The sequence below is a fragment of the Dyadobacter ginsengisoli DSM 21015 genome (assembly GCF_059568735.1).
The window spans coordinates 76,501-94,129 of the sequence record NZ_JCANTY010000014.1 but is presented as its reverse complement, the minus strand read 5'-3'; the positions used below and the strand labels follow the sequence as shown (position 1 = coordinate 94,129).

Here is a 17,629-nt window from a genome sequence, read left to right as displayed (position 1 = left end):
GCAAAATTAGGCCGCAGCTGGGCGGACAGCCAATCAATATCAAACCAATAACTATGATTTTCAAACCTTCCGGAAAGTGTTCGGTGTGCTACCAGTCAGGCGTTTAAAATAGTTATTAAAGTACGCAGGGTATTCAAACCCAAGCGCGTAAGCGATCTCGGCCACGCTCCAATCACTATGTTGCAACAGCGCTTTTGCTTCGGCAATAATCCGTGCCGATATATGCGCCGAAGTGGTTTTGCCCGTCGTTTCCCTGACAGACCGGTTCAGGTAATTGACATGTACACTTAAATGCCTGGCATAGTCCTGCGGACTGCGTAGACGGAGCGGCTGGTCGCTGCGCTCGATCGGGAACTGCTTTTCGAGCTGCTCAGTGAAAAGATGTGTAAGGCGGCTTTCGCCATTTCGAAAGGTGGAGCCATGCTGAGAGGGCTGTATTCGAAGGGCCTCGTGGATGATGAGCGCAATGTAGTTTTTGATCAGATCGCTTTTATAAAGATAGTCGCCATCGTATACTGACAGCATTTTCTCAAAAAGGCCAGTCATAAATGCAGCTTGTTCTGCATTAAGGGATACGACTGGATTTTCGCCGACCCGAAAAAGCGGAGAGTCCTGCAATTCCCGGCCATGAAGGAAGCTTTCGGTAAAGATACAGGCGTAGCCACTGGTACGGTTGATACGACGAACAAGCGCGTGCGGCACTTGCGGGTTGACGAAAAAGAGTGAGGTCCCTTTGATGTCCAGGAGCTGACCACCAAAATTTATGGTCATCTCGCCGTTGACCAAACCCATCTTGTAAAAGTCGCGCCGCCCAGCTTTAACTGGGACTTCTGTTGATTCCGGAAGGGCGTGAACTTTAAAACCTTTGAGTCGAAGGTCCACCTCATTCAGTCCGGGTATTCCAGTCGTTTCCTCGTTTAGCATGGGGCAAAGTTAATAAAATCAATCCTTTCCCATTCTTATATTGATTTGCCCTAAACGAATGTTTTTACGTGAACGAAGCCCTGAACTCCATCGGAGATTGATTGGTTTTGTTTTTAAATAGCTTGCTGAAACTTTGCGAATGTTCAAATCCGAGCTCATAAGCGATTTCGGACATGCTTAACTGCGTCGTCGTCAGCCGCTCTTTGGCTTTCTCGATTAATTTTTCATGGATGTATTGCTGGGCATTCTGCCCGATCAGCGAACGGAGCATATCGCTTAGGTAACCTGGTGAGAGGTTCAGTTTTTCGGAAAGAAATTGAACCGTAGGAACCCCGTCGTGCAGGGATTGCTGGCTGTTCAAATAATGATCCAGTATGGCTTCTGTTTTCGACAGGATATCATCGTTGACCACTTTGCGGGTAATGAACTGCCGCTTGTAGTAGCGGTTGACATAACTCAATAACAATTCGATATGGGCGATCATGAGCTCCTGACTGAACTCATCCACACGGCTGTTAAGTTCCTTTTCCATGTTCCTGTAAATCGACAGGATATTTTCCTTTTCCGTCTCGGATAAATGCAGTGCTTCATTCGCTGAATATGCGAAATAGCCATATTGCCTGATCTTACTTGCCAAAGGATAGCCCAGTAAAAAATCGGGGTGTATGAGAAGGATATAACAATAGGTTCTGCTATTATAATCCGTGCTGCCCACTAATTGGTTAGGCGCCAGGAACAGCATGCTGCCTTCATCGTAATCATAGTAATCCCGTCCATATTTTAGCCTTCCGTTGTTATCGGTGATGAAGGTGATCTTATAGAAGCTAAGCACATCGTAGATCGGCGCCATGCTTGTATTGAAGGGATTGCGCTCGTTGAAATGCACAAGGCTGATCAAAGGATGCTGGGGTTTGGGCAAGCCAAAGGCCTCATGCGTTTCCGAGATCGTTATGAACCGTATCAATTTGTCTTCCTTATTTTTCATCATATAAATGTATCAAAACCCCGTGACTGTTTCCAGCCACAGGATTTTAACCTCTTAATATCACCAAGGAACTACGTTGTCTGCTCCCGCATAATGAGCGGGTCCCGTAAAACTCCCTGTCGGCAGGTTTTCTGACAAGGCCACCCTGATTGGTTCCATAGATCCTTCTTCCACCGTATCGGTCCCCTGGAAATTATTCAAAGCCGTTGCTGTAAAACCAGGACTGACCAGGTGTACTTTGATATTGGTATTTGCTAAATCGATGGCCAGGGAAAGGAAAACACCATTAAGCGCAGTTTTAGATACCCCATAAACGACGTCGAAAGCTGAGCGGTAGGGATTAGCTGGATTGGCATTCAAAGTAAGGGAACCCAATGCGCTCGACACGGTCACAATCCGCGCTTTCTCAGCCTTCCTTAATAGAGGTAAAAAGGCTTGTGTCACAGCAAGTGTACCAAATACATTCGTTTCCCAGACCTTTTTCATTTCGTCGATAGGCGCGATACTGGCGCGCTGAGCTCCAAGGATCTCTTCCATAGTGCGTCCAGGTTTCCCCGCATTCGAGATGGCCGCGTTATTAACCAGCAGCGTCAGGTATCCGACTTCGCTTTGAATTTGTCTTACTGCTGCATCGATGGATTGGGAATCGGTAATATCCAATTGAATGGCTTTTGACTGTTTTCCAATCTCGGTAGCTGCAACCTCCCCTTTGTCCGGGTTTCTGGCACCAACGTAAACAGTATAGCCTTCATCAGCAAGTGATTTAGCGATCTGGTATCCCACGCCTGTATTTGCTCCTGTAACCAGTGCCACTTTCTTTGTTTCTGTCTGCATATCATTCTAATTTTTACTCAGCAAAATTCCGCGATCGTGACAATGCGCTTGTAGCCGAAACAGGAAATGTTGTAGCCGAATTGAGGGTGCATTCCGTATTGATCTGCTATCGTTGAAAAGCAGGCGCATACACCTCTCTGGCAAACTCTTCGGCGGTAGTGGCGGTCGTCGTTGACTCATCCCGCTTCTGGTAGTTCATATAACCCGTGCTGATCGTCGTGCCCATTTCAATCAGGTTGGAGACGAAATCGGGCGAAAAGCCATTGCCGAGAAATACCTCTCTGACCTTCTCCACCGGCACCTGAACGTAGGCCAGATCCGGTTTGCCGATTGCATTACCTACAATGCTCGTCAGCTCCGCATAGGTATAATCCCGCGGGCCCATGACGGCTTGTACGCTTTTGCCGCTGAAATCGAGATTAGCCAGATGACCGGCTGCCACCTGCGCCACATCACGGGTGGCCACCATTGGGATGGCATGATTACCTGCGGCCACCGTGCCGTTGATGCCGGCCTGCTTTACCAAGCCGATTGTGCGCAGGAAGTTTTCCATAAAATAGGCAGAACGAATATGCAGCACATTCACACCTTCGAGCTGATTAAGCCTCACTTCCTGCTCGCCCGTGCCGCCCATGATGCCGTTGCCCTCGTGCATATGCGAGCCCAGACTGCTCATATTGACAATGTAACGGATTCCAGAGCGCTGGATCGCCTCGATTAATGTGCCGGTGACCTGTCGCTGGTAGGCCCGCGTGCTTTCTGCTTTCACATTGTCCGGCAAGAGTACGAACGCACTGTCCGCGCCGGTGAAAGCCTTGGTGAGCTGGTCCGCATCGGTGATCTCCGCTGAGACGATTTCCGCACCCTGATCACTGTATGTTTCCAATTTTTCGGTATGCCTTGCCACCAACGTCACGTGATGTCCTTCGTTAATTAGGATTTGGGCAATTTTACTGCCTACCGTGCCGGTGGCGCCGAGTACTACGATGTTCTTTTTCATTGTGTTGGTTGTTTGATTTTGTTTGAATTGATACAAATGTCCCCCGCTGCGGGAGTAAAAACTTGTATCAGATCACTGTTGTTCAATCACTACTTTACCTGTGTAGCCGCCCCGCTCGGCGTAGCGGTATGCTTCCTGAAATGCGTGGAAAGGAAAGACTTTATGAATCTCGATATCCAGCCCTTGCCCGGCCGCTTGCAGCAAATCTTTGGTATATTGTGTGGATGGACTAGCAAGGACGATCATGTGCTTTTTACCTGTGAAGAGGTTTTGGATCAATGAAGTAGGAATTTCTATGGGCTTAGGCGTGGGGTTGAGAAATCTGGAATGCGGCTTCATGATTTGCTTCGCATTCGTATAGCCCATTTTGCCCGACAGGTCGATCACAATGTCATAAGTTTCGTTGCCGGACAACACCTGTTCTTTGCGGTAATCGATCACCGTGTCTGCACCCCATTTTTTCGCGAACGCAATGCCGTTCGAGCTGGTCACCGCTGTTACATGGGCGCCTTTTTGTTTCAGAAGTTGAAGCAGTATCATCCCGAAACCGCCGGTAGCACCATTGACCAAAATGTTTGTGTTTGAATCAATGCGCCCCATTTTTTCGATAGCCGTCAAGGCAGCAGTACCCACCACAGGAAGCGATGCCGCTTGCGCGAAAGTGATATTCGAAGGCTTTTTCCAGATTTGGGAAGCGGATATGGCGATATACTCAGCGGAAGCGCCATCCTTCATCATGTTTTTGACGACACCGAAAATTTCGTCCCCTTTTTTGAATCCGGCTACTGCGCCGCCTACCTCTTCCACAATGCCGCTGAAATCAGCACCAGTATATTTCGGGAATTTCGAGCCCGACATCAGTTTCATTTCCCCTTTTCGGATTTTCCAGTCCATCGGGTTAATGGAGAAGGCTTTGACTCGGATAAGTACTTCGCCTGATTGGATAGCTGGCTTGGGAAGTTCGGCCATTTGTAACACATCCACGTTTCCAAATTCCTGATACGCGATTGCTTTCATGATATTGTTTTGTTTTGTTCAAAATGATATCACAAAGGTGCGGACGGGGCCGCGGGCAAACTTGTATCAGATCACTGTTATAGCGACGACAACCAGCTAATGGGGATGATTAGTAGATTCGGATCAAGTCGCTGTTGTGTTTCAACGCTTTCGGCGGCATCCCGAACATCTCGTACATGTACTTGTTGAATTGCGGCAGGTCATAAAATCCGGTGTCATAGGCAACATCGGTGAGCGTCCGGCTCTCGTCGGAGAGAATCAGGTAAATGGCCTGCCGCAGCCGCGTCCACAGCAGGTATTTGGACAGGCTGCTGCCCGTTTGCTGCTTGAAAAGCGAGGCCAGACGGGACGGGGAAAGAAACACGATATCGGCAAATGTCTGCGGCGAAATATCCACCTGAAAATAATTGTCACGAATGTAATTGACGATTTTGGCTACCCGCTCATCATATGCAGCAGCTGGAATACGGGCCAGCAGCGCTTCCAGCACATTGCCCACGTCCAGGCTGTCGGTGGATGTCTGGAAAAAAGCATTTGAAACTGCCGGGTTTTCAAAGGCGACACAGCTTTCTTCCGCCTGAAACCGGCCTGCCAGTTCCAGCCCGATGGCGGAATATGGCTCGATGTTAAGCACATTCAATGTGCCTTTCTCGGCCACACAGAAATGCGAAACGTGTGGCTTGATCAGAAAGCCATGAATGCGCTCGTGCACTACCCCATCTATGGTCGAGTCGAAGGGAGTATCGTTAGACAGCACAATCTGGTAAGCCGAATGATGATGGATCTCGACCGTCAGGTTGCGGGCGATCAATGCGAGGATGAAGGGATTGTGCGTGGAAGCCTTTTTCATTTGCCTACAATTTCGCTGCGGAAATGCTTGCCCCAGTTCCGCAGCTCGTTCAAAAGTTCACGCAGCGACATGCCCAGCGGCGTCAGCGCATACTCAACCGTCACTGGCATGCTGTCGTGCAGGGTGCGGGTTATGAGCTTGTTTTCTTCCAGCGCCTTTAATTCCTGCGAGAGCATTTTGGGTGAAATGTCGGGAATATCGCGGTGGATTTCTCCGAAACGTTTGGTGCCATAAGTAAGCGAAATGACAATCGGAATGCGCCATTTGCCCTGGATCACCTCCATGGCATCCCGCGCTGCTTTGAGCTCGTACTGGCAAACCGGTTCTGTACTTTTCATAGGGGTTTCAAATCGGCTACTTACCCGGCGGTAACTACTTACCCAGAGGTAACAACTATCTTCTGGTAAGTGAATGTAGGTAGTTTTGTTGCATTGATCACCATCATCGAAGCAAAATCATGAAATATCTTATTCTAATTGTCGCATTCACTTTCAGCACCGCCGCATTGGCACCAAAGCACAAGCCCCGCACATTCCTGCTCGTCCACGGCGCATGGTCGGGCGGCTGGGATTACGCCAAAGTCGATTCCATTTTCAAAACAAAAGGCGACATCGTGTACCGCCCCACGTTGACGGGCCTGGGCGAGCGGGTGCATCTGGCGAATGCCAGTGTCAACCTGAGCACATACATCGCCGACATCGTCAACGTAATCCGCTACGAAAACCTGCACAATGTCATCCTGGTAGGCCATAGCTTTGGCGGAATGGTCATTTCCGGTGTCGCCGAGCAGGTGCCCGACCGCATTGGCCAGCTTATTTACCTGGACGCGATGGTCCCCGACAACGGCCAGAGCGCCCGAGACGTCTGTGGCCCGCTGTGGGCCCAGATGATGGTACCCTTCGTCAAAGACAGCATTATGCAATATCCCTTCGGCGAATCTAGCTCGGACATCCCCAGCGATCTTCCACAACCCATAAAGACTTTTACCGAACCTTTAAAAATCAGCAACCCACAAGTTAAAAAGATACCGTCCGCCTTCATTGTGATGACCAAAAACGGGGAATCTAACCCATTGAATGATAAAATGGGGCTTGATAAAGCGCGGGCACGAAGTTGGAAAATCTACTCGATGGAAGGTGGGCACTACTCCATGCGCGAGCAGCCGGCCCAGTTAGTTAGGAAGCTGGAAGAGGTGATACGCAGTCATGAGTAGAAAAGACCTGCGAAAAAGTCGATTCAGGCAATAAAAAAAAGAGGTGTATTATAACCCGTAAGATCGCCTCTCGCTTCGGTGGTTACCACACCTATGCATTGAAGTAACGGTTAGTCCGATTATGTCTCGCAAGACCATTTCGGCTACAACATTTTCCACATCCGCTCCAAGCGGCAGCCACGCGCTGCGGAAATTTGTCTTCCGAAAATAACAAGTGAGACAAATGACAAACACGATTTTTATTACCGGTGCTTCAACAGGCATCGGACGGGCTACGGCCAAATTGTTTGCGGCCAAAGGCTGGAAGGTGATCGCGACTATGCGCAAGCCTGAAAATGAAACAGAACTCCATACGCTGGATAACGTAACTGTGCTGCCCCTGGACGTGACCAACCCGGCGCAAATCCGCGAAGCGATGCAGCAGGCGCTGGCTTTGGGCGATATTGATGTGGTATTCAACAATGCTGGCTATGGGTTGTTCGGCGCATTGGAAGCGATGACCGACGAGCAGCTGGTGCAGCAAATGGACACCAATTTTTTCGGTGTCGTGCGGGTGACGCAGGCATTCATTCCCTATTTCCGTGAGCGAAAAGCGGGACTTTTTATCACTACAGGCTCATCGGCGGGGCTGATGGCTTTCCCGGTAAGCTCCATGTACGATGCCAGCAAATTTGCGCTGGAAGGCTGGGCGGAAAGCTTGTCTTATGAGCTGAATGAGTTTGGAATCGGGATTAAAACCATTGAACCTGGATTGGTGGCGACGGAGATCGGTGCGAAGTCGGTGCTTGCAACGCACCCGGCTTATGAAGCATTGACGAATAAATTCACGACGATGCTGGCGCCTGACCAAGCCGCGACCACTTCCGAGCAAATCGCCGAAGTGGTGTACGGCGCGGCAACCGATGGTACCAGCACATTGAGGTACGTCTGTGGCGAGGATGCCAAAGAATGGTATGCGCTGCGCCTGGCTAAGGGCGACGAGGCTTTTCGCGATGGGATCAAACAATTGTTAGCCGCTGTTTAAAATCAAACGGTCTGCCGGCACGGGCCGGAACGATTTGCGCCGGCAGACCATTATGTGACTATGAAAAGGGAACATCTCAAACCCCGTGTGTACCACTCCATCGCCGAAATGCAGCGAGCATTCGGCCTGCCGCAGCCTTTGCATCCGCTGATCAGCCTGCTCGATTTCGATAAGGTGCGGATCACCGCCGAAATGCTGGCCGATACTTTTGCCATGGATTTTTATAACATCACCTACAACGAATCGGCGGGCTGCCGGATGCGGTACGGGCAAACCACCTACGATTTTCAGGTAGGTGGGATGTTTTTTTCCTCGCCAGGCCAACCGTTGACGGGCATTCAGGTGGCCGAAACGACCCGCGGGTTTACCTTGCTGGTCCACCCTGATTTTCTGAGAAACTATTCACTAGACGCCAAAATCAAGCATTACGGCTTTTTCTCCTACTCGGTAACCGAGTCGCTACATTTGTCGGATAAAGAGAAGCTGATCATCGAGGGCATCGGCAAAAACATCGGCGACGAGCTCGAAACGGCGATCGACGACCTTAGCCAGGATGTGCTGATTTCGCAGTTGGAGTTGATGCTGAATTACAGTCAGCGGTTTTACAAACGCCAGTTCATTACCCGCAAACCGATCCACAATGCATTGCTGGAAAAGCTGGACCAGTTGCTGAATAATTATTTCGACGACGAAACCGCCCTGCTCAAAGGGCTGCCGAGCGTTCAGTATCTTTCTGACGAATTAAACGTTTCGCCCCGCTATCTGGGCGATATGCTCCGCGCACTGACCGGCCAGAACACGCAGCAGCACATCCACAATAAACTGATCGAAAAAGCAAAGGAAGTGCTGACATTCAGTGATCTGACAGTCGGGGAAATCGCCTACCAGCTCGGTTTTGAGCATCCGCAGTCTTTTAGTAAGTTGTTTAAATCGAAGACCAACGTTTCTCCCCTGGAATTCAGGGCGAGTTTTAACTGAGGAAATTTTTCCCGGCGGCATAGCTGAGAGCGCCCCAACGGGCTTTTTTTGAATCAAAAGAGTCGTTATTGTGAGTTTTTAAAGATAAACTTATCATTACGGCTCAAGCCACGTCAAAGCATCTGGTAATCTTTTCGGTAACCTGCTTTTTTTACACACGTTTGGTAAGCTTTTGGCTTATCAAGTCATAGATACTTTTGTGCAAAAAAAGAAAAAAGCGGGCGGATGTTATGTGGTAACCAATTCACTCAAATTGTTTGTCAATCTGCTCTCGATCATAGCTAAGTATCAAGTCACTATGTCTTTCATAAATTGACCTCAACGCCTCTTTATCTTTTGCTATAATGTCAAGTCCTCGGTCATCATACATGTGAAAAATGAATTTCTTCCCGATGTTTAAAAAATAAACTTCTTTGCTTGTCAAAGAACGACTATTGTCAAGCCTTGGCTGTCTGGGAGGAAAGTCAGAATGTCCAATTGCAGTAAAAATATTCTCGAAGTTTATTCTGTCCGAGCTTAATTTAATAATAGCAACATCATAGTTATCGTCAGGGCAATAAAGCCCTTGTTCTTTTGAGTAACAGACTTCAGCCTTCCGGAGCTTATCAATTTGTTTGAATATAAAATTGCCAAACCTTATTTTCCTGCGCTTGTACTTCCAGTCAATAAGTACCAAGTACACTTTGTCAGACTTGCTAAAAGCGGTTTGGAAAATTGCCGAGGCCCTTCTGGTAACTTCTTTAAAATAATCGTCAGTGTTTGTATCGCCACCTTGTAAGTCAAAACGGAGACCATGGTTCCAATTATAAAATAATGGCGTTTTAAGCCTTAGTCCTTTGAAATTGTTCTTTAAGAACTGTCTGTATTCGGTAGTTGTCTTCACCTTTTTGCTTTTTTTAATACTCCAAGCGATAGATACCAAATTCTCGCTCCACTTACCGCTAAAAAACAACGAGCGACTTGATACCCACAACTTAGCGGGTGGCTCTCAAGAGATCTGGGGCGGAAGAATAGCAAGAAATGCGCCCTAAGCCCTCTATCTAACGGGCCGACCTATTTTCTTGCGTTGAATATGTTCGTAAGAGTCCTTGGTCAGGGCGCGTCTTCCAACGCCATTCCGGCAAGCATATGCGTCAGTATAGGTTTACACTTTTCGCGGCAGGCCGGATAGAAATGCCGGTGTTTCCACGAATCGGATTTTGGGGACTGGCCCCACCAGAACTCAGCCATGGCTACGGGTTTCATGTCGTGCCGAAAGGCATATTGCAGCATTTTGGGTGCGGCGCACTCGCCTGCACTCGCAGGAGGATTTTTGTATAAGGCCCCTTCGAAGATGGCGCGCAGGCTTTTCTCCTCCCCAGCCTGGTTTAAGAAATTATATTGGTCGTAAATCTCGTTTTGAAGGCGGTATGAATGAATTTTTCGCGCTGTTTTCAATGATTGTATTTCCTCTTCGAAATCTTCGGACTTTCGCGTTTCCAATGTCCTGATCTGCTCGTTGATATTGGAAAGTTCGCACATTCCTGCATTGAGAAACCCACCGTCGGCCAGTCCGTCGAAGATCGGCGGAACAAACCCTTCGTGGTGATTGCTACCTGCCAGTTTACCGGAAAAAGCAGACAGGTAACCGATCCTACCGTCCCGGGTCATTACCACCAGTACACCGAACATCTTGCCGATAACGGTTTTGTCACTCGCCGACAGACCAAAATTATGTACCCAGTTTTGTTGTACTTCCAAATGCGATTGCAGCTTTTCGACGGCCAGCAGGCAGATCGCGTGCGGCTGATAGTGAAACGGGAAAGTAAACTTTTCAGGAAGCGGAAAGTCCCCGAGTGTTTCGTTAAAACAATGAATGATAGAATGTTTTTCCGTTGAGGCTGTGTTCAAAATATGCAGCTTATTGCCCGGGCCGACCGGAGATCTTAGTCAAAAAAAGGTTCGAATTTACAGAAAGTTATGCTGTCAATGATGGCTTCCCAGGATATTAAATGATTGTTACCAATCGCTAAAACGCGCGGCAAAAGTAGTACCCAGTGCTTTGAAGGCTGTATTATTGAGATATCACGAATTTTTTCCAATGCCCAAAAACATCCATTCCGGCTTTAATTTTCATGCCGTTATTGATGTTTCAGGGCTGCCGACCAGCACTTTTACTGAGTAACAATTGCTTAATTTACAGATTCCTGATCGTTGATCCTTTGCATCCGGTAGACGTCCCTCTTTGAATTAAATGGATCGACGATCCCAGGACCCTTTGCTCATCGTGTTTTGACAAGTGCTATACACCACTACCGTAATCATGGAATCAAGTACCACAACTAGTCATCTGTCTACTTCTACGAATGAAGGTCGACAAGGATTCGAGTGACTGAGGCTTTGTACATTCGCAGTATAATACGACATGATCATTCAGCGAAGTCCCTGTATAAACATAAAAACTGACTGCCAAATGCTTCAAAACCGCGTTGACCCTTACGGACAACTGATCTGTACCGCTGCGCGGGGACATTGGACGGGGAATCGTGGCGTGATTCACAACGATCGCAAAGAAATAATACGAGCATTTAGAATAAAGCCTTGGATCACCTGTCTGCTTCAGTTCAAGGGGCGTCACCGTGTCGTTATGACTCCAAACCGCTGGACAGAACTGTTCTTCTTAGATGAAGCTACCGCATTTTCCGCCGGGCACCGGCCATGTGCCGAGTGTCGCAGAGACGATTTTAACCGGTTTAAGCAGTATTGGACGCAAGGAAATCCGCAGCATGGTTTTGATCTCAAAACACCTATTGTCCAAATAGACCAAATCTTGCATCATGAGAGGATAAACGGCAAAACCAAAGTAACGTATCAGACAGAGTTCGAAAAATTGCCAGACGGTGTATTCATCAGTCATGGCAGCCAACCCTATCTTAAAATGGCCGACAAGCTTCATTTGTGGACACCCTTTGGTTACGAGACCACAAGTCTTTTTTTGGATAGCTATGTAGACGTATTGACCCCACCTTCTTTGGTAAGCACCATTGCCGCTGGTTACGATCCACAGATAGCGTTACCTTAACGAATGGGCCTGCGGCTGATGAAATTCCAATATCCAGTATGTCATCGTTCGCATTTTTGATATAACCTGTTGTGCGGTTAGAAAAGTAGGGTGTGTTTGATACGGCCGAGCGATTTGTTCGCCAGTGAGTTGATCGCTTTGAGAATTGAAACGGAAGCTATTTTGGCAACAATTCGGGCAAATAGCCCATCGGAGGTCTTCGCGTAATTGCGTTTAAGTAGTTGCTGATCGCATAGTTGAGAAAAGAGAGTTTCGATTGTTTTGCGGGTCTTCCGACGCTGATAATTCCATAGGTTTTTGATCTTCATGTTAGCTTTCAATGGAGTTATTATTTTCACGCCTGTTTGCTGAAACAGAGTAAGTTACTGGCGTGCGGAAATGTATCCACGATCGACAAGCAGCTCACATTCAGGCAAATGGTCGTGTTTTAGGAAAGGAATATATTGGGAGTCATGCATGCTAGCTGTGGTCATGCCAGCAGCAAATGGAAATCCACTTTGCGAAATCACCAGGTGCATCTTATATCGCAGCGGCGCACCGCCCGTGGTAGTAGCTTTTATGACTTGCGTGCCAAGCAGTGGAAGGAAGAACCAGCTCATCATCCCTGCATATTTTCAGGCGCGAGATCCGAGGTTTTTGACAAATCGGAACGGGAATCGAGTCGATTACTTACTGGGAATCGTTTCCAGAAAATTTCAAGCAGGCCAGCTTGGACAATTGGGCCGTCTTTTCTGAAAGCCTGCGCTGCCTTCTGTTATACGTGGTTCTGTGAATTAAGTTCGGGAACAGTTTCGGATAGTCGGAACGGAGCCTACCAAAGAGCCAGTTCTCAGAGCGGTCCGCCGCGCGGTCTATAGACAAGGATTCCGCTAAACATGAAAGACTAATGATCTGTATATCAGACATTTTTGGCTTGTTTGAATAGAATCGAAAATTACCCTGCTTGTTGATGTCGTCTCGAAAAACAGATTTGGCGATAGCAAGAAATTTCTTGAAATTAGTTCTCAGACGGTTCGCCGCGCGATCGTGCATTGTTAATATGGTTGAAGCCCTTATTAACTTACTGAAATTCAGAAAAATGCACAATCTTTTTCTTTCCTAATTTCAACCGCACAACGGGTTATTTCTTTTTTTAAATCACTTCTATTTCAAAATTTTAGACACTTCTCTCTTTGCAGATGATATGTTGCCCCGCAAAGTTTTTCTGGAAACGCCCGAATGCTCGGCAGTTATTGATAAAAAATAGGGAGAGTGCCACGGATGTGTTGCAAAGTGGTGTCTGTCAGCATAGTACCGAAGCTTCGGACAATCCTGAACACATCACCTGATATCATTATGAATGGTTCAACTTTTACTTCTGACGGGATCAAGTTTTTTCTTATCCTTTTGCTTTCCTGCGGATCTGCTTTCAGCCAGGAAAAGCCCATTGTTTGCGGGACTAAAAGCAGCGACGCCCCGCAGGAAGCAATGCGCCTCATTAGCGAGCTTCCCGCGATTATGGCAAAACAAAATGCGCGGACTACCGCCGGAGAAACGACGATCTGCCGTATTTCAGTGGACATTGATTCGGATACTTATGTAAAATACGAACGGGACACGGCGGCGATCATTTATAAAGTGATTGAAAATATCGGAAAAGCCTCGAAATTCTTTGAAAGGGAAGCAAATATAAGGATAGTGGTCACAAGCATCCGCATATTTAAAGATGGAGGTCCCGACCCTTACGCAGGTCATTCTGATATTTTTAATCTTCTTAATATTCTGGTAAACCGCAACATATCCGACTTCAATTTCGACAAGCGAATATACCTCTACACCAAACAGGTAACCGGTGGCTTTTCGGGCTTCGCCTGGATTGGGGGACAGTATAATGTATCCCCGCTGGAAAGTGTCGGAACGATCCAGCACGAATTAGCCCACAATTTCGGTTCGCTGCATACCAACAGTTGCAACTGGCCGGGCGGGCCGCTCGACTACTGCGGTGGCGTGGAAGGCAACTGTTATGATAAGTCCTCGGAAACTAATACGATGGGGTCGATGATGAGCCAATGCGGCGGTAGAAGACAACCCCTTCATCCAATGGTGGCGGCGGTCATCAAGCAGCACGCAGAGACTACTTTTGCCAAAATACAATCGATTCCTCAGCCTGTTTCGCTGGCGGGTGATATTACGGCGGTTAAGGGGGATTTTTACGCCTGGCCGCCTTCCCTGAGCGCCCAGTCTTACGAATTCAGTTATTCCACTAACGTCAATTTCTCTGGCGAAATCATCCAGCCGACCTTATTTAATGGTGTCTCTTTACTGAAACAAACCCTCGGAACAGATTATTTCGTCAGGGTCAGGGCGATAAATTCCTTTGGAACTTCCGACTGGTCCAACACGATCAAAATCAGGATCGATCCTGACCAGCCTGACGTGCCGTTGATCCTAAGCCCCGCTACCAATTCATTTTTTCCGTCACAGCAAGCTGTAACATTATCGTTTTCAAATGTGCCAGGCGCAACTTCATATCGCATCCAGGTAGCCAGCCTAAACGATTTTGACTTTGCCTTTCCGACAGACCAGATTATTTCCGGAAACACGTTCGACTACTCTCCCTATCTTGGCGGATACAAATGGCGGGTCAAGGCTATTAAGGATGGAAAAATCGGCAAATGGTCGGAAATAGGGTATTTTTCGGCTAATCCGCGGCTCAACCTGATCGGCCTGTTCTTACCGATTCCCAGCAATCTGGCCAACGCACCCAGAACGCTCCCGGTAGCGTATTCGCCGTCTGTTTATTATTCCAATACTACCATTACGATCGCTGACAATCCGGGGTTTGCCAACCCGCTCTTTCAGCGGAATTATCTGCCATTTTCAGAGATTGCCGATGTTTTTAAAACCTTGCCGGCTAATAAAGAGTTATTCCTGCGCGTGCAGGAACGCAGTATCGACCTGATCAACTATCCGGATCGCGATCTGGTTAATTTTGTCGTTCAATTTACAACAGGTGATGGTAATGCACCGTCCGGGCTTACATTCCTGAGTGAAAAAAACCAGCAGGTTTTCGGCCGGTCGAATCCGAAAATTGCTGTATCCAAAGACCACATCTGGCTTGGTGTGATAGATGCCGGATTTATTAAGCTTGACCAAAAAACGCTGACCTATCAGGCATTCAACCGTGTAAACACCGATGGACTTTTGGGTGTAGGCCTGGAAAATGCCGTTCATACCGACGATGATCTGAATATTCACGTGCTCAATGCCGGCAACCAAGGCGTATATCGTAAAGTGAAGCTGGCGAATGAAGTACCATCATCTGGCGCATCGGTGACGCAGATTTCCTTCTGGAGTTACATACAGGGTTATAACCCGCAAAATAATGTTTTCTGGACACACCAGGTGATATTTAAAGAAACACCGTCCGGCTGGATCGCACTTCGTCAGCTTTCCGATAGCCAGTACATTAAAGACATCAGGTTTTACAACAACAAAGCCTGGATCCTTCTGGTTAACTCCACCCCGGTTTACAACAGTGAAATACTGGTCATGGACCTCAACGACCACAATCAGATTTACACGATCAATTCCACAACCAGTCCGGCTATCGCAAATTTTATCGAGCAGATCGAAATCCAAAGTGATGGAAAAGTGTGGCTCAGACAGACGGACATTAACTCCAATCAGCACTCCATTGCTCATTTCAACGGTTCTACTTGGTCGGTTTTCAATAATGGTAATGCTCCTTTTGGCAGCCGGATTACCGGCCTCAGCCTCTCACAGTCGGGTACGCCGTACATTCTGGCATCAGGTAGTGAGACACAGGTTTATAAGTTCAATAATATAAACTGGATAAAAGTCGGGGATGCGCTGCCTTATCAAAATTTCGGTGGCGATCTCTGGACAGATAAAAATGAAAGCTTCTGGATATCAAATCAATTTGGGCTATCCCGGCTCGCCTCCGATGCAGCGCTTCCCGTCACGCTGGTGAATTTCAGGGCCGCTCCCGAAAGTAATGCCGTCGCACTGCATTGGGAGGTGACGGACCAGATCGATATGTCAAAATACGCGATAGAGCATAGTACGGACGCCAAAAGGTTCAAAGCCATCGGCGAAACGCCTGCACTTGATACCGCTTTTTATAGTCTTACTCATTACAACCCAGCTCCCGGAATCAACTATTACAGGTTAAAATCCATCGAAACCGACGCTGATTTCGCTTACAGCAAAGTAATTGTGGTGAATTTATCCAATGTGGAAGACATGGTCTTTTATCCCAATCCTGTCACGAACCAATTGCAAGTGAAAGTAAGACCCGATCTGATCGGCCAGTCAGGCAGGATTGAAGTCTTTGCTGCGGATGGAAAAAGGATTTATGGAAAGGAAATCGGCAAATTTCAAGGCCAGGAGCATATTGATGTTTCTAATCTGGCCGCAGGCAGTTATTTGATCCGCATTGAAAATAAGACGGAGGCCAGCAGCGGGATGGTGCAAGTGGTGCGGTAGGTTAGAGGGCATGCCGTCAGGAAAGTCTCCGCGGAACTTCTGAATTATATAGAAACCCCCGCAATCACAGCAAATTTGCCTCTGGTGTCATTTTGGCCACTAGTTGGTGAGTACATTCCCGAAGCCGCTCAATCGATATAAAGCACATCTTTACATCCTAGGCCTATGAAAGTATGCGGCAAGTTCATAAAAATTCACATAGGCTTTGGAAATGGCAAAGACAATCTTTCCATCAGCCATTATTGCATAGCTGAAAATGAGCGAGAATGCTGCGTATTACGATAAATAAATCAGTCAGTGGGACGAAGAAATATTACTGTGAGCAGTATTACAAAGAAGGGCAATCCACATAGTTAGATTGCTACTCAGAGAAAGACCACGCCATCGTTAAATGGGGAGGGAAGGCAGTGGAAACATTGGGATTGACCGGGGATATTGCCAAACAAATCTTTGCCAGTCTTTCCGATAACCGCAATCTCCTCACCGAAAAAAACTCACTGCGCGAAACGATACAGTTTTTAAACAAAGATGGACCTCCTGCCCGCCCACAAGTTAGTGAGGAGTATTCTCAGATTGATACGGAGTCCTGCCGGCCATTAGATGGCACATATTCGAGGTAAATCACACAACCCTTGTCATTTCTTTCTCTCAACTACAGATTTAATAACAACACAAAATTCTGTAAATGAAATAATTGTAATAAATTGATTGAGTATTTCAAAACGATGATACGATGGGAGATCTCACTGGCCTTTATTATCCTTACGCACGGTGTTTGGATGAAGAAACCCTAAAAAGGGCAATTCTTATATACGATAAGATAATCTTCATCGATCCAATGTCTGAAAAGGTTAAACAAGGTCGCTATTCAGTCGAAAATCACCAACAGTACTTACCTGACCAGGCGGCAAAAAAGCTAACTGAGGAATGGGAATATATAAAGAGTCACTACGATACTTTGACAAAAGAGAATATTATTTCGTTCTATGACCCCAATAAACTTCTAAATAATCCCACTATCGACCACCTTATTACACGTCATTTACAAGATGATATGGGTGATCAGGGAGTATTCAGACTATTCGAAAATAGCAAAGCAAAAACCTGGAGCATTTTAAGGAGCCGTATCCCCAAAAGATCTTTTCAATATTTACATCAACGAGTCGCAGTTCCTGCTTGGCACCGAGCTCATTACCGATGGCGGCATGGCCACATTGTAATTAATTGGGCATAAAAAAACCGGCGCATAAAGGAG

The 17,629-nt window shown here is 47.2% G+C and carries 15 protein-coding genes and 1 pseudogene; 6 read left to right on the top strand and 10 right to left on the bottom strand.

Annotated features, from left to right (window positions below):
- Positions 1-60: 60 nt before the first annotated feature.
- The 7 genes from BP71_RS35995 to BP71_RS35965 all read right to left on the bottom strand — a co-directional run bounded on the left by BP71_RS35995 (position 61) and on the right by BP71_RS35965 (position 5,948).
- On the bottom strand, positions 61-924 hold the full coding sequence (locus BP71_RS35995) for a helix-turn-helix domain-containing protein (RefSeq protein ID WP_496386521.1): 864 nt from the start codon (positions 922-924) through the stop codon (positions 61-63).
- A gap of 64 nt (positions 925-988) precedes the next feature.
- Entirely contained in the window at positions 989-1,909 is a 921-nt protein-coding gene (locus tag BP71_RS35990; RefSeq protein ID WP_496386520.1) for a helix-turn-helix domain-containing protein, read from the bottom strand.
- Positions 1,910-1,969: 60 nt separating this feature from the next.
- The gene (locus BP71_RS35985; protein ID WP_496386519.1) at positions 1,970-2,743 is read right to left on the bottom strand and encodes an SDR family NAD(P)-dependent oxidoreductase; all 774 of its coding nucleotides are present in this window, start codon (positions 2,741-2,743) and stop codon (positions 1,970-1,972) included.
- Positions 2,744-2,849: 106 nt separating this feature from the next.
- Positions 2,850-3,743 (bottom strand): NmrA family NAD(P)-binding protein, encoded by an 894-nt coding sequence (locus BP71_RS35980; protein ID WP_496386518.1) that lies wholly within the window; start codon positions 3,741-3,743, stop codon positions 2,850-2,852.
- Positions 3,744-3,815: 72 nt separating this feature from the next.
- Positions 3,816-4,760, bottom strand: coding sequence for an NADP-dependent oxidoreductase (locus BP71_RS35975; RefSeq protein ID WP_496386517.1), 945 nt, complete (start codon positions 4,758-4,760; stop codon positions 3,816-3,818).
- Positions 4,761-4,869: 109 nt separating this feature from the next.
- Entirely contained in the window at positions 4,870-5,610 is a 741-nt protein-coding gene (locus BP71_RS35970) for an AraC family transcriptional regulator (RefSeq protein ID WP_496386516.1), read from the bottom strand.
- The gene (locus BP71_RS35965) at positions 5,607-5,948 is read right to left on the bottom strand and encodes a winged helix-turn-helix transcriptional regulator (RefSeq protein ID WP_496386515.1); all 342 of its coding nucleotides are present in this window, start codon (positions 5,946-5,948) and stop codon (positions 5,607-5,609) included. Before BP71_RS35965 ends, BP71_RS35970 begins: the two co-directional genes overlap by 4 nt.
- Before the next feature lie 119 nt (positions 5,949-6,067).
- Here BP71_RS35965 and BP71_RS35960 point away from each other — a divergent pair, with 119 nt between their 5' ends.
- The 3 genes from BP71_RS35960 to BP71_RS35950 all read left to right on the top strand — a co-directional run bounded on the left by BP71_RS35960 (position 6,068) and on the right by BP71_RS35950 (position 8,825).
- Positions 6,068-6,823, top strand: a complete 756-nt coding sequence (locus BP71_RS35960; RefSeq protein WP_496386514.1) for an alpha/beta fold hydrolase — start codon at positions 6,068-6,070, stop codon at positions 6,821-6,823.
- Positions 6,824-7,046: 223 nt separating this feature from the next.
- Entirely contained in the window at positions 7,047-7,847 is an 801-nt protein-coding gene (locus tag BP71_RS35955; RefSeq protein WP_496386513.1) for an SDR family oxidoreductase, read from the top strand.
- Between the two features lie 60 nt (positions 7,848-7,907).
- Complete coding sequence (locus tag BP71_RS35950; RefSeq protein WP_496386512.1) at positions 7,908-8,825, top strand: helix-turn-helix domain-containing protein; 918 nt, start codon at positions 7,908-7,910, stop codon at positions 8,823-8,825.
- 244 nt (positions 8,826-9,069) lie between these two features.
- On the opposite strand, the gene BP71_RS35945 is transcribed toward BP71_RS35950, so the two are convergent.
- Positions 9,070-9,708: a DUF3885 domain-containing protein gene (locus BP71_RS35945; RefSeq protein WP_496386511.1), complete on the bottom strand. Its 639-nt coding sequence runs from the start codon at positions 9,706-9,708 to the stop codon at positions 9,070-9,072.
- A gap of 209 nt (positions 9,709-9,917) precedes the next feature.
- Positions 9,918-10,715 (bottom strand): pseudouridylate synthase, encoded by a 798-nt coding sequence (locus BP71_RS35940; protein WP_496386510.1) that lies wholly within the window; start codon positions 10,713-10,715, stop codon positions 9,918-9,920.
- A 562-nt stretch (positions 10,716-11,277) separates the two neighbouring features.
- On the opposite strand from BP71_RS35940, the gene BP71_RS35935 reads away from it, so the two are divergent.
- On the top strand, positions 11,278-11,886 hold the full coding sequence (locus BP71_RS35935; protein WP_496386509.1) for a hypothetical protein: 609 nt from the start codon (positions 11,278-11,280) through the stop codon (positions 11,884-11,886).
- Between the two features lie 77 nt (positions 11,887-11,963).
- Here BP71_RS35935 and BP71_RS35930 read toward each other — a convergent pair.
- Positions 11,964-12,918 (bottom strand): annotated as a pseudogene (locus tag BP71_RS35930) (IS982 family transposase).
- A 303-nt stretch (positions 12,919-13,221) separates the two neighbouring features.
- Between BP71_RS35930 and BP71_RS35925 the strand changes: the two are divergent.
- Entirely contained in the window at positions 13,222-16,374 is a 3,153-nt protein-coding gene (locus BP71_RS35925) for a T9SS type A sorting domain-containing protein (protein WP_496386508.1), read from the top strand.
- Between the two features lie 733 nt (positions 16,375-17,107).
- Positions 17,108-17,608: a hypothetical protein gene (locus tag BP71_RS35920; RefSeq protein WP_496386507.1), complete on the top strand. Its 501-nt coding sequence runs from the start codon at positions 17,108-17,110 to the stop codon at positions 17,606-17,608.
- Positions 17,609-17,629 lie beyond the last annotated feature (21 nt).